Raw genomic sequence first — 13,642 nt, 5'->3', positions numbered from 1 at the left:
ATATTTGTACGAAATCTAGGTAACTAAAAAAGAGGATTAAATGTATCCATTTAATCCTCTTATTGATATTTCGCCTGATATTAGTTTTTCTATAGATCCATCTTTGTACTGAACTACAAGTTCACCGTTTTCTTCTATATCAATGGCTTTAGCATAGAATTCTTTTCCTGAATGAAGTATTTTTATGTCATTCCCAATTACTGCAGAATATTTTTTGCATATCTCTATTGATTTTGTTACAGCAAAATTTTCTTGGAATTCATCATATAATTTTTCAAATTCATTTATTAAAGTTCCAAGAAAAATTTTTCTATCTATAGATGTATTGGTTTCAATTTTTAAAGAAGTAGCTTTATTTAAAATATCTTTATTAAAATCTGTCTTATCAAGGTTTGCATTTATACCCATGCCTACTACTACATAGTTTACTCTGTTTATTTCAGCACTCATTTCTGTAAGTATTCCACATATTTTTTTATGGTTGATGATTATATCATTTGGCCATTTTACCAATGCATCTATTTTTAATGATTTTAGCGTTCTTATCATTGCGGCGGCAGCTATTTGAGTTGTTTTTGGAACATTTATTGGATCTGCATTGGGACGTAAAATTATGGAAGCCCATATTCCCTTGTATTTTGGAGATGACCAGTTTCTCCCCAATCTTCCGTGTCCCAGTGTCTGTTCTTCAGAGACTATTACGGTTCCATGAGGTTCACCTTTTTCAGCTAATTTTTTTCCCTCTGTATTTGTAGAATCTATACTATCATAATAAAAAAATTTCTTACCTATGTATTTTGTATGAATTGTATTTTTTACTTCTTCATAAGTTAAAATGTCAGGTGAGGATATTAATTTGTATCCTTTTTTAGAATATGAATCTATAGTATATCCTTCTTTTCTAAGTATATTTATATATTTCCATACAGCTGTACGGCTAACTCCCAATTTTTCACTTATCATTTGTCCTGATATAAAATCTTCAGTACTTTTTTTCAATAAGTTTAATATGGCATCTTTCATAAAAATCACCTTTCTTTCATACAGTGGTATTATACTACAGTTGCAAAAAATATAGAAGAAAAATGATTTTGAAATTTGTATATTTTATTTAATCTTCAGAAGGGATATAATAAAATTAGGGAAGTCAATATTAAATAGGGGGTCTTTTTATGCTGAATGGTAAAAAAATTCGTCATATAAGAGAAAGGTTGGGGTATACAACATTGGATATTCAAAATCTTACAAAAGATGCTGGCTTTGGGACTTCAATATCTAAATCCTATCTTGAGGAATTAGAAAGAGGAGACAAGAAAAATCCAAGTTTTGACAAAGTTGTTGTTATTGCTAGAATATTGGGATGCAAAATTGATGATTTAATATTAAGTGTTTGATTTGAGACTTCTCGTTGAATTTAATTAAGTACCCGTTGGTGATAAAATTATTAATGAAAAACAGTTGGGACTGCAACTCATATTTGCTGCAGTCTTAATTTAACATATGACAAGGAGATAAATATTTATGTTGGATTTATGTTTGCTTGGTTGTGGAGGAGGTATGCCCACCCCGGAAAGATTTTTAACTTCTATGGTTCTTTCATATAATGGCAGAAAACTACTTATAGATTGCGGGGAGGGAACTCAGGTAAGTTTGAAAATCTATAAATTAGGATTTAAATCTATAGATACAATATTATTTACACATTTTCATGCTGATCACATAGCTGGGCTTCCAGGCCTGCTTTTGACTATAGCAGGTTCAGGAAGAAAAGATCATATAACTATAATGGGGCCTTCTGGATTATGTAATACAATAGAAGGATTGAGGGTTATCGCTCCCAGTCTGCCATATGAATTAAACCTTATAGAGTTCAATGCAGAAGAAAAATGTTCACAAAAAATGGGTGCTTTTAATATAAGAGCACTTCCAGTAGATCATGGTATACCATGTATTGCGTATTCTATTTATATTCCAAGAAATAAAAAATTTGACAGGCAAATGGCCGAAAATAATAATGTTCCTATTAAATTATGGAATACACTGCAAAAGGGTGAAAATTGTAAATACCAAAATGTTGTGTATACCCCAGATATGGTTTTAGGAAAAGAGAGAAGAGGAATAAAAGTATCTTACTGTACTGATTCAAGACCAACTTCAGATTTAATACAATTTGTTGAAAACTCCAATTTATTTGTATGTGAAGGTACTTATGGAGATGAAGAAAAATTTCAAAAGGCAGTAGAGTATAAGCATATGTTGTTTAGTGAATCAGCTGAAATTGCAAAACAAGCTAATGTAGAAGAACTTTGGTTGACACATTTTAGTCCATCTATGATTAATCCTGAAGAATATCTTCAAAAAACTAGGAATATTTTTTCCAATACTGTATTGGGACAGAATGGCTTAAAGAAGAGTCTTGGGTTTGAAAATTGAAATTAGTGATAAAATATTATCACAAGGATTATGGGTCTTATTTCCTTAAAAAGAAAGTTGTATAAAGTATTGTCATAAAATATATAAATATTTTCCAAATAAATTTATAGTATTTACAAATTGGAAATTGATAATATTTTCAATTTAGGGCATAATATTAATTTACAAAAAAGTTTGTTAAAAATATCTCAAAAAAGCTTGATTTAAATAACTTATATAGTGTATAATTAAGGTAAAGAAAAGCTTAACAATAGTTTAGAAAATTAAAGGGAGTTGATTGGAATGAGTAAATATAAAGTTGGAGACGAATTAATAATAGTGACAAATCCTTCAGAGGATGCAAAAAAGCTGGAGAATTTAACTAAACTAGAAGTGAAAGACAAGTTTGCTCAAATCTCCTGGGGGCTAAAAATAGTGAACGTAGAGTTCGATAATCCTAATGTAACTTTAACCTATCAGAATTTATATGGTGATGTAAATAAAGTTTTTGCAATTTGTAACGATGTAACTAATTTTGACCATGAAAAAGTTCTTGAAAAGGCGTTGCTTAAAGCATTTCAGACAGAGATTATAAATATAACAACTATTAAAAATGTAAAGAAAGATGAAAGATGTCGTTTATAATATAAATTATATGTTTTATCTCTAATATAAAGAGAGGATAGAAATTATCCTCTCTTTATATTTTATACTTGACATTAAGGGATTTTTAACGTACAATAAGCGTTAGAAATTAAGTGAAAAATACACTTTAAATTGGTCCTGTGAGGCCAGAAAGAGGTATATAATGAATAATTGTTTTTATGTATTAAAAAAAAGGTTAGTTATATATAAACTTATAAAAAGGTAATGAAAAAATTATTTTATAAATAGTTTTTTGTTACCTTTTTATTTTTTTAATAGATAAGTGTGTTTTTGCTGTAAAAATACAGGAGGTATATTTATGAAGGGAAAGCTTATATTAGAAAATGGACATATCTTTGAAGGTGAAGCTTTTGGGTATTTAGAAGATAGTATAGGAGAAGTAGTATTTAACACTGGAATGACGGGTTATGAAGAGATACTTACAGATCCATCTTATTATGGTCAAATTGTTGTAATGACATATCCACTTATAGGAAACTATGGGATAAACTTAAATGACATGGAGTCCTCAAAACCTACCGTCAAAGGTTTTATAGTTAGAGAAAATTGCAACAAATCCAGCAATTTTAGATCTGAATTAGAGCTTGAAGATTATTTGAAATTGAATAAGATTATAGGAATGTCTGGAATTGATACAAGGGCACTTACAAGACTGCTTAGAAATAGTGGTACTATGAAGGGAATAATAACTGTTGAAAATTTAAGCTTTTCTGCTGTAAAAGATGAAATAAGATGTTTCTCAAATAAAAATGCAGTTTCTGAAGTTACAACTAAAAATGTCTATTCAATAAATGGAACGGGTAAACACATTGCTATTTTGGATTTTGGAATAAAAAACAGCATAATAAAATCATTTGTAGATAGAAAATGCAAGGTTACTGTATTTCCATCATTTACTCCAGCAAAAGATGTATTGGAAGTAAATCCTGATTTGATTTTTTTGTCTAATGGACCTGGAGATCCATGTGATCTGAAATCTGAAATAGAAAATATAAAACAACTTATAGGGAAAAAACCTATCGTTGGAATATGTCTTGGACATCAGCTCTTGGCATTAGCCCTTGGTGGAGAAACATCAAAGCTGAAATTTGGTCATAGGGGATGTAATCATCCTGTTAAAAATTTAGATACAAATAGAGTTTATATAACTTCACAAAACCACGGATATTATGTAAATAAACTTCCACAAGATATGAAAATCACTCATGTTAGTGTAAATGACAATACTGTTGAAGGTATGAGACATGAAAAACTACCTATATTTTCGATACAATTTCATCCAGAAGCAGGGCCGGGACCAGTAGATAATAATTACATATTTGATGAATTTATGAAGTATTCACTTTAAAGCATAAATAAGTTGAAAGGAGATAGGTTAAATGCCATTAAATAAAAATATTAAAAAAGTACTAGTTATAGGATCTGGTCCAATAATAATTGGTCAGGCAGCAGAATTTGATTATTCAGGTACTCAGGCCTGTGAATCTTTAAGAGAAGAAGGCATAGAAGTTGTACTTATAAACAGTAATCCTGCAACAATAATGACAGATAGGGAAATAGCAGATAAAGTATATATAGAGCCATTGACAGTGGAATTCGTAGAAAAAGTTATAAAAGAAGAGAAACCGGATAGTCTATTAGCTGGAATGGGCGGACAGACAGCTTTAAATCTTACAGTGGAATTGTATGAAAAAAAGATACTTAAAAAATACAATGTAAACATAATAGGAACCCCAATAGAGGCTATAGAAAAGGGCGAGGATAGAGAATTATTCAGGGATACTATGCAAAAGATAGGTCAGCCTGTAGTGGATAGTGCCATAATAACTGATATGGAAGGTGGCAGAAAATTTGCAAAGAAAATAGGTTATCCTGTTATAGTAAGACCTGCATATACCCTTGGAGGAACAGGCGGCGGAATAGTTAATGACGAATATGAATTAAACACTATACTGGAGTCGGGACTGGAACTGAGTTCAATTCATCAGGTACTTCTTGAAAGGAGTATCAAAGGATGGAAAGAAATAGAATATGAAGTTATGAGAGACAGCTTTGGAAATTGTATAACAGTATGTAATATGGAAAATATAGATCCAGTAGGAATACATACAGGGGACAGTATAGTTACAGCTCCAAGTCAGACCTTGTCTGATAAAGAATATCAGATGCTTAGAAGTGCATCTATAGATATAATAAATGAAGTTGGAATCGAAGGTGGATGTAATGTGCAACTGGCACTAAATCCCAATTCTTTTGAATATGCAGTTATTGAAATAAATCCCAGGGTAAGCCGTTCATCTGCACTAGCATCAAAAGCTACAGGATATCCTATTGCAAAAGTTGCAGCAAAAATAGCTTTGGGATATGGACTGGATGAGATAGAAAATGCAGTTACAAAAAAAACATTTGCTTGTTTTGAGCCCTCATTGGACTATGTAGTAGTAAAAATTCCAAAATGGCCTTTTGATAAATTCCAGAATGCAGACAGGGAACTTGGAACAAAGATGATGGCTACAGGGGAGATTATGGCAATAGGAAGTAATTTTGAAGCTGCACTTTTAAAGGGTATAAGATCTCTTGAAATAGGCGCCTATTCGCTTGATTATAAAAAATTTAAAGCTTCTAGTCTTGAAGAACTAAAAAACATAATTATATATGCTGATGATGAGAGAATATTTGCATTGTCAGAAATGCTGAGACGGGGATATAGAGTAGAAAAATTATCAGAGATTACAGGAATTGATAAATTCTTTATATATAAGCTAAAGTGGATAATAGATCAGGAAGAAAAATTAAAAAACAGTACTATAGATCATATTGATAAAGATAGGTTAAGAATGCTTAAGAAAAAAGGATTTTCAGACAAAGGTATGGCTGATATGCTTGAAATATCACCAGATGAAATATACAAACTTAGAACTATATGGAATATAAGACCAGCTTATAAAATGGTAGATACCTGCGGTGGAGAATTTGAAGCACTTTCACCATATTATTATTCTACTTATGAAGAACATGATGAAGTTAATGTATCAGAAAATAAAAAAGTAGTTGTAATAGGTTCTGGACCTATAAGAATAGGCCAGGGAATAGAGTTTGACTATGCATCTGTACACTGTATAAAAATACTTAGAAAACTTGGAATAGAGACTATAATAGTAAATAATAATCCCGAAACTGTAAGTACGGATTTTGATATTTCAGATAAATTGTATTTTGAGCCTATAACTGAAGAAGAAGTTCTAAATATAATAGACAAGGAAAAGCCCTATGGAGTAATACTTCAATTTGGAGGAGAGACTGCAATTAAGCTGGCAGAGTTTTTGAAGGAGAAAAATATAGTTACTCTTGGTACTACAGCGGACCAAATAGATATGGCGGAAGACAGGGAAAAATTTGATGATTTACTTGAAAGATTGGATATATCAAGACCTAAAGGAAAGGGAATCTGGTCTATTGAAGATGGTTTGAAAGAAGCAGAAAGAGTTGAATTTCCAGTACTTGTAAGACCTTCATATGTACTTGGTGGTCAGGGTATGGAGATAACTTATAATGAAGATGAGTTGACATATTATTTATCAAAGGCTTTTGTGAAAGATAGAAAGAATCCTATATTGATAGATAAATATTTGATGGGAAGAGAAATAGAAGTGGATGCAATATGTGATGGAGAAGATGTTTTAATACCAGGAATTATGGAACATTTAGAAAGGGCCGGCGTACATTCAGGTGATAGTATAACTATGTATCCAACTCAGAATGTGAATGATGACATGAAATTAGGAATACTGGATTATACTAAAAAATTGGCACTTGGCATAGGAATTCATGGAATGATAAATATACAGTTTATAGAATATAGAGGTGAATTGTATGTAATAGAAGTCAATCCTAGAGCATCAAGAACAGTTCCTTATATAAGTAAAGTAAGCAATGTTCCTATTGTAGATATAGCAACCAAGGTAATGCTGGGACAAAAACTTAAGGAAATAGGATATGGTGTTGGAATTTCGAAAGAACCTGATATAGTAGCAGTAAAAGTACCTGTATTTTCAACTCAGAAACTTCCAAATGTAGAAGTTTCACTTGGACCTGAAATGAGATCTACAGGAGAAGTACTAGGAGTTGGGAAAACACTTACGGAAGCACTTTACAAAGGGTTTATAGCGTCCAAAATGTTTTCTTACAATAAAATAAATACTATACTTGCAACTATAAGTGACCATGACAAGAAAGAGTTTTTACCCATAGCTAAAGAAATAAATAAATTGGGAATAAAATTTGTCGCAACTAAAAATACTGCAAAGCTTTTGAAAGACAATGGAATGAAAGTTAAAGAAGTGCGAAAGGTCAATGAGGAAAGACCTAATATCATAGATATAATAAAAAATGAAGAGATAGATTTGGTAGTGAATACTCCAACAAAGGGAAATGACTCCAAAAGAGATGGATTCCATATAAGAAGAGCTGCAATTGAGAGAAATATAGAGGTTATAACTTCATTGGATACATTTAAAGCAATGGCCTATGTAAAATCAAAAAATATAAATATAGATACTCTAGACATATTTTCAGAATATAAATAGAATCAGAAGTAAATTATATTGTACGTTCTTCATACAATATAGTAACAGCAATTTATGAAAGGTAAATTTATGAGTAATAAAAAATGCGGTTACTATATTCAACTTGATGATAGAGCTGAAGAGTTTTTAAGAAGTGGGCGGTTTCTAGGAGAAGGACACAATGGTATAGTGTATTTGCTTCCAAATGATAAAGTTATAAAGATTTTTAAAGATAAAAGAGTGTGTGAAGGTGAGTATAATATATTAAAAAAAACTACTAAAAGCAAACACTTTCCACAGATTTACTATTACGGATCCAACTATATTGTTAGAAGCTATGCAAAAGGTGCGAGACTTGATTATTACATTAAGGAAAATGGACTTGACTATGATGCTGCACATAGTATTGTTGGACTTTTAAAAGAATTTAAAAAACTTAAGTTCACCAAATTGGACATAAGATGCAAAGATTTGTACTTAGATGAAAACTTATATTTAAATGTCATTGATCCAAAAAATAATTATTCCAAACATTGTATTTATCCTAGGCATTTAATGAAGGGATTGAATAAACTTGGAGTACTTGGAGATTTTTTAAATGTAGTTTATAGTGAATACAATGAAGTTTATGATGATTGGAGTTTTAGAATAACAAGGTATTTAAAAAGAGGAATAAAATAGTATTTGTTATTATGGTATTATATTTAAATAGATATAATACCATTTTTTTATACTGAATTTGTGGAGATGAAAATATGTTTGTTACTTGTAAAAGTATGTTAAATTTGCCTGGTCTTGAAGAAATGAAGATAGTAGCTGGAAAAAATGGCTTAAATAGACCTATTAGTTGGGTCCATGTAGTTGAACTTACGGATGTTGCCAAATGGGTAAAGGGTGGGGAACTCCTGTTTACTACTGGAGTAGCTATCGGAAATAATACAGAAATATTATTAAAATTTGTAAAAGATATTAATATGAGAAAATTATCAGGACTTGTTATTAATGTAGGACCCTATATTAAAGAAACTCCAAAGGAAGTTATAGAGTTTGGAAATAGTGTTGATTTTCCAATATTTGAGCTGCCATTTCAAGTTAGATTAATAGATGTAACGCAGAATATATGTAGAAATATATTCACTCAGAAATTAGAAAAACAATCAATGAACAATTTTATGAAGGAAATAATATTTGAAGATATAAAAATTACTGAAGAAGTGTTAAATAGAGCAAATTTGTATGGATATAATCCAAAAAAATTTTATTGTGCCATGGTAGTGGATATTGATAATTTCACAGATAATTCCAAACAAGATATAATTTCCAATATAAAAAACAATATACAAGAAACTGTGGATATAGTAATGCATAAAAACAATAAGAAATATCTCTATGCCATCCAAAGCGATACTTTCTTTTTCATGGTACCTTTAGATGATATGGATGATGTTAAAGATCATATAAAATATATAGCTGAATCTGTAAAAAAAGAAATTATTATAAATATAAAGCCTATAACTGTAAGTATAGGAATAGGTGGAGTTTGCAATGATTTAAGAAATTTTAATAAAGTTATTTTGGAAGCAAGAAAGGCATTGAAAACAGCAAAAATATATAAAAAAGCTAACTGTATAGTAAATTACAAGGAGATTGGTATATTTAGACTATTCTTTGATATGAATAATCATGTAGAAATGGAAAATATATTTTATGAAAATTTGGGAAAATTAAAAAGTTATGATGAGAAAAATTCTTCTGATTTAATGGAAACTTTAATTACATATTTAAAACAAAATAGAAATCTTGGAAATACGGCTGAAAAATTATATATTCACAGGAACACTATAAAATATAGAATTAAAAGAATTGAAGAAATACTAGGCTGTGATCTAAAAGATGAAAATACTGTTTTTGACATCAAGTTATCCATAAAGATTGGAATATTTTTAAATTTAATACATTAAATCGTAATTTTATTTTTAAAATGCTAAAAATAAAATGAAAATATTAAAAATAATACAATTTTCATACATAAAAATTGATAAAAACATAATCATGTACAAAATATATTAAATATATTTGTACATTGTGGACATATGATTTTATTTGAAAATATGATAAATTATATACATATTAATTGATGATTTACTAAATAAACAATAAATTAATTAACAAATAAGACACAAGGTAGGGCGATATTTATGAATTATTCCATATTCCAATCTCCTAGAGATATACTCTATGGACAAGATACGGTAAATTTAGTAGGCGAAAAAGCTATAAAATTTGGAAAAAAAGTTATGATAATTACAGGAAGACATTCTTCTAAAAAAACTGGAGCATTGGACAAGGTTCTTGACAGTTTGAATAAAAATAATTTGGATTTTATAGTTTTTGATGATATTGAATCAGATCCAAGTGCAAATACAGTAAGAAAAGGAATAGAAGTAGCTGAAGAAAATGGCATAGATATAATAATAGCTTTAGGAGGAGGCAGTGCCTTGGATGCTTCCAAAGCTATAAGCATGGTGGTTTCTAATGGAGGGGATATTGTAGATTATGAAGATAAGATTCCTGACAAAGAGGGAATTCCGATAATAGCAATTCCAACTACTGCAGGCACAGGAAGTGAAGTAAGCAAATTTTCCATAATAACAGATACTGATAGAAAAATCAAAATGCTGATTGCAAGTGATTTATTAATACCTAAAGTAGCAATTTTAGATCCGAAACTTACTTTAATGATGCCTCCTAGTGTTACAGCTGCCACTGGTATGGATGCTTTTACTCATGCTATTGAAGCGTATATATCAAAAGCTTCCCAGAGAATTTCTGATTTATATGCTATAAAAGCCATAGAACTTATAAGCAGTAATTTGGCTAAAGCAGTATTAAAGAGAGACGATTTAGAAGCCAGAGAAAATATGATGCTTGGACAAATGTATGCAGGATTAGCTTTTAGTAATTCTTCTACTGCACTCGTTCATTCTATGTCAAGGCCTCTTGGTGCATATTATGGGGTTCCACATGGACTTGCCAATGCGTTGCTCCTTCCAGAAGTTATGAAGTTCAACAGAGCTGCCTGCGCAGATAGATTTAAGACAATTGCAGCAGCTATGGGAGAAAATACACATGGAAAATCTACAAGAGAAATTAGTTATATGACCATAGATACTATAAAGAACATATTTTTGGAAACTGGACTGCCAATTAAGCTTAGAGAAGTTGGAGTAGATGAAAATAATTTTGAAAACATGGCTAAAGATGCCATAAAGAGCAGGACTACTTTACTTAATCCAAGAAAACCAACAGTAGAGCAGCTTGTAAAAATATATAAAACCATATATTAAACAGGGGGAATCAAAATGGAAACTTTAAAAAATAATGAATTGGATTTGACAGCTGATACTATAAAAAAATATGACAGAAAGTATAATTTGCATTCATGGAGTGCACAGAAAAAAATAGATCCAATTGTTATTACAAAAGCTGAAGGAATTTATTTTTGGGATAGTACAGGAAAAAAATATTTTGACATGTCATCTCAATTGGTAAATTTAAATATAGGACATGGAAACAAGAAAGTAATAGAAGCTATAAAGAAACAGGCAGATAAAATGCCATTTATGGGTCCCGGATATGCAGTTGATGTAAGAGCAAAACTTGCTGAAAAGGTAATAGAAAAAGCTCCAGACAATATGGGTAAAGTATTTTTTACTCTGGGTGGTGCGGATGCCAATGAAAATGCTATAAAAATAGCTAAAATGTATACAGGCAGATTTAAAATATTTTCAAGATATAGATCTTATCATGGTGCAAGCTTTGGTGCTGCAAATTTAAGTGGTGAGCCAAGAAGATATACATGTGAACCTGGAATTCCTGGATTTGTAAAATTTTTCGATCCATATATTTATAGAGAAAAAATAGAGTTTGCAAGTGAAGAAAAGGCAACAGAATTCTATCTTGGAAAGTTGGAAGAACAGCTTATATATGAAGGTGCTGATAAAGTAGCAGCTGTGTTTATAGAAACTATAACTGGAAGTAATGGAGTAATTATTCCACCAAAAGGATATTTACAGGGAATAAGAAAATTATGTGACAAATATGGAATACTAATGATATGTGATGAAGTCATGGCTGGTTGGGGAAGAACAGGAGAATGGTTTGCCTGCAACAATTGGAATGTAAAACCCGATATAATCACCTTTGCAAAAGGAATTACTTGTGGATATGTGCCACTTGGAGGTGTTTTGGTAGATAAAAAAATAGCAGAATATTTTGATGATAATGTACTTATGTGTGGACTTACTTATAATGCACATCCATTGGCCTGCGCTGCAGGTTGTGCAACTTTGGAAGTTTATGAAGAAGAAAAATTAATAGAAAATTCAAGAAATATGGGAGCTATTTTAGGTGAAAAGCTTGAAGAGTTAAAGGAAAAGCATTCTAGTGTAGGAGATGTAAGATATATAGGCCTATTCTCAGCAGTAGAACTTGTTAAGGATAAAAATACTAGAGAAGCACTAGTACCTTATGGAAAAGATCCAGAAGGAAGGATGACAAAAATTATTGGAATGCTTAAAGAAAAAAGATTTTCAACATATTCTCATGAAAATTCTATAATGATAGCTCCACCTCTTATCATAAATAAGGAAGAACTGGAAGAGGCTTTGGATATTTTAGATGATGTAATGAATTCTGTTGATGAATATGTAGAAAAATTAAAATAAAAATATGAGAAGGTGTATTAAAATGAAAAATATAAATTGTGATAAAGATAGAATGAAAGATAAAATAGTTACATTTAGTAAATTTGGTGATACAGGAAGAGGTGGAATAACAAGACTTGCATTATCAGAAGCCGACCTTAAAGCAAGATCGGAATTTACAAAGAGAATGAAAGCACTAGGGGCGGAAATTGTAACAGATGATATGGGAAATATGTATGCTACTTTCAAAGGAGCAAAGGATCTTCCACATATTGCGATGGGTTCACATTGTGATTCTGTAGTGCAAGGTGGAAATTATGATGGTATTTTAGGAGTAATGACAGCTATGGAAGCAGCTGAAACTATTGTCACAGAAAATATACCTCACCGTCATCCAATTACAGTCATGATCTGGACTAATGAAGAAGGAGCACGTTTTGATCCTGCAATGATGTCATCTGGTGTTATTACAGGTAAATTTGACAAGGAAAAGATGCTGGCATCAAAAGATGTAGAAGGTGTGACTTTTGGTGAAGCTTTGGATGCAAGTGGTTACAAGGGCGATGAAAGTAACAGGATAAATCCTAAGGATTATATGGCTCTTTTGGAACTTCACATTGAACAGGGGCCAGTTCTTGAATCCAAAAAAATGGATATAGGTGTTGTAGAAGGCGTTGTTGGAATGGTAAATTATGAATTCGAATTTATAGGACAGGCTGGACACGCAGGAACTGTTCCACAGAAGATGAGAAAGGATGCTCTTTTAGCAGCTTCTGAAGCCATTCAATATCTTCACAGAGAACTTGATAAGCTTGATGATAAGCTTGTTTATACTACTGGTAGAATTAACTGTTCACCAAATGTACATACGATTATACCAGATGATGTTAAATTCACTTTGGATGCAAGACATCAGGATCCCAAAGTAATACAACAGGTAGTTGAAATTATCAGAAATATTCCTTCTGAGATTGCAAAATGTAAAGTTAGCTATAGAGAATTATGGTCACGTAAAACCATCAGCTTCAACAAAGAACTGGTAGATTTAGTTGAAAAAAATGCAAATGAATATGGATATTCAAATATGAGAATGTATAGTGGGCCAGGACATGATGCTCAATTTGCAGCTGACATGCTCCCTGTAACTATGATATTTGTTCCAAGTATCGGAGGAAATAGTCATTGTGAAATAGAGAAAACTCCTGTTGATAATTGTTTAAAGGGAGCTAATGTACTTCTCAGAACTATATTGGACATTGATAAAAAATAACAATGCAAGCAAGAGGGTTATAT

At 31.0% G+C, this 13,642-nt stretch carries 11 protein-coding genes; 10 read left to right on the top strand and 1 reads right to left on the bottom strand.

Going from position 1 to position 13,642, the window contains the following annotated elements; genetic code table 11:
• Positions 1-36 precede the first annotated feature (36 nt).
• Positions 37-1,023, bottom strand: coding sequence for a biotin--[acetyl-CoA-carboxylase] ligase (locus tag KM800_RS12880; protein WP_217813455.1), 987 nt, complete (start codon positions 1,021-1,023; stop codon positions 37-39).
• A 149-nt stretch (positions 1,024-1,172) separates the two neighbouring features.
• On the opposite strand from KM800_RS12880, the gene KM800_RS12875 reads away from it, so the two are divergent.
• The 10 genes from KM800_RS12875 to KM800_RS12830 all read left to right on the top strand — a co-directional run bounded on the left by KM800_RS12875 (position 1,173) and on the right by KM800_RS12830 (position 13,619).
• Entirely contained in the window at positions 1,173-1,394 is a 222-nt protein-coding gene (locus KM800_RS12875; protein WP_017751020.1) for a helix-turn-helix domain-containing protein, read from the top strand.
• Between the two features lie 127 nt (positions 1,395-1,521).
• A complete protein-coding gene (locus tag KM800_RS12870) occupies positions 1,522-2,433 on the top strand; it encodes a ribonuclease Z (RefSeq protein ID WP_217813454.1) in 912 nt (303 codons plus the stop codon).
• A gap of 282 nt (positions 2,434-2,715) precedes the next feature.
• The gene (locus KM800_RS12865; RefSeq protein ID WP_217813453.1) at positions 2,716-3,057 is read left to right on the top strand and encodes a hypothetical protein; all 342 of its coding nucleotides are present in this window, start codon (positions 2,716-2,718) and stop codon (positions 3,055-3,057) included.
• 319 nt (positions 3,058-3,376) lie between these two features.
• The gene (locus tag KM800_RS12860; protein WP_217813452.1) at positions 3,377-4,426 is read left to right on the top strand and encodes a carbamoyl phosphate synthase small subunit; all 1,050 of its coding nucleotides are present in this window, start codon (positions 3,377-3,379) and stop codon (positions 4,424-4,426) included.
• Positions 4,427-4,457: 31 nt separating this feature from the next.
• The gene (carB, locus tag KM800_RS12855) at positions 4,458-7,664 is read left to right on the top strand and encodes a carbamoyl-phosphate synthase large subunit (RefSeq protein WP_217813451.1); all 3,207 of its coding nucleotides are present in this window, start codon (positions 4,458-4,460) and stop codon (positions 7,662-7,664) included.
• 69 nt (positions 7,665-7,733) lie between these two features.
• Positions 7,734-8,324: a protein kinase gene (locus tag KM800_RS12850; protein ID WP_217813450.1), complete on the top strand. Its 591-nt coding sequence runs from the start codon at positions 7,734-7,736 to the stop codon at positions 8,322-8,324.
• A gap of 74 nt (positions 8,325-8,398) precedes the next feature.
• The gene (locus tag KM800_RS12845) at positions 8,399-9,604 is read left to right on the top strand and encodes a PucR family transcriptional regulator (RefSeq protein WP_217813449.1); all 1,206 of its coding nucleotides are present in this window, start codon (positions 8,399-8,401) and stop codon (positions 9,602-9,604) included.
• 237 nt (positions 9,605-9,841) lie between these two features.
• On the top strand, positions 9,842-10,990 hold the full coding sequence (locus KM800_RS12840; RefSeq protein ID WP_217813448.1) for an iron-containing alcohol dehydrogenase: 1,149 nt from the start codon (positions 9,842-9,844) through the stop codon (positions 10,988-10,990).
• A 15-nt stretch (positions 10,991-11,005) separates the two neighbouring features.
• Positions 11,006-12,370 carry an aminotransferase class III-fold pyridoxal phosphate-dependent enzyme gene (locus tag KM800_RS12835; RefSeq protein WP_217813447.1) on the top strand — a complete coding sequence of 455 codons (1,365 nt, stop codon included), beginning with the start codon at positions 11,006-11,008 and terminating at the stop codon, positions 12,368-12,370.
• A gap of 22 nt (positions 12,371-12,392) precedes the next feature.
• Positions 12,393-13,619, top strand: a complete 1,227-nt coding sequence (locus KM800_RS12830) for a Zn-dependent hydrolase (protein WP_217813446.1) — start codon at positions 12,393-12,395, stop codon at positions 13,617-13,619.
• Positions 13,620-13,642: the final 23 nt, after the last annotated feature.

The sequence above is a fragment of the Clostridium tyrobutyricum genome, from assembly GCF_019144085.1.
Taxonomy (GTDB): Bacteria; Bacillota; Clostridia; order Clostridiales; family Clostridiaceae; genus Clostridium_B; species Clostridium_B tyrobutyricum_A.
The sequence above is the reverse complement of the archived record's forward strand: the minus strand, read 5'-3'. Positions and strand labels throughout refer to the sequence as shown.

Coding starts and splice junctions, on each gene's coding strand:
- KM800_RS12880 (WP_217813455.1), bottom strand. CDS start 1,023: ATGAAAGATGCCATATTAAACTTATTGAAAAAAAGTACTGAAGATTTT.
- KM800_RS12875 (WP_017751020.1), top strand. CDS start 1,173: ATGCTGAATGGTAAAAAAATTCGTCATATAAGAGAAAGGTTGGGGTAT.
- KM800_RS12845 (WP_217813449.1), top strand. CDS start 8,399: ATGTTTGTTACTTGTAAAAGTATGTTAAATTTGCCTGGTCTTGAAGAA.
- KM800_RS12850 (WP_217813450.1), top strand. CDS start 7,734: ATGAGTAATAAAAAATGCGGTTACTATATTCAACTTGATGATAGAGCT.
- KM800_RS12835 (WP_217813447.1), top strand. CDS start 11,006: ATGGAAACTTTAAAAAATAATGAATTGGATTTGACAGCTGATACTATA.
- KM800_RS12865 (WP_217813453.1), top strand. CDS start 2,716: ATGAGTAAATATAAAGTTGGAGACGAATTAATAATAGTGACAAATCCT.
- carB (WP_217813451.1), top strand. CDS start 4,458: ATGCCATTAAATAAAAATATTAAAAAAGTACTAGTTATAGGATCTGGT.
- KM800_RS12860 (WP_217813452.1), top strand. CDS start 3,377: ATGAAGGGAAAGCTTATATTAGAAAATGGACATATCTTTGAAGGTGAA.
- KM800_RS12870 (WP_217813454.1), top strand. CDS start 1,522: ATGTTGGATTTATGTTTGCTTGGTTGTGGAGGAGGTATGCCCACCCCG.
- KM800_RS12830 (WP_217813446.1), top strand. CDS start 12,393: ATGAAAAATATAAATTGTGATAAAGATAGAATGAAAGATAAAATAGTT.
- KM800_RS12840 (WP_217813448.1), top strand. CDS start 9,842: ATGAATTATTCCATATTCCAATCTCCTAGAGATATACTCTATGGACAA.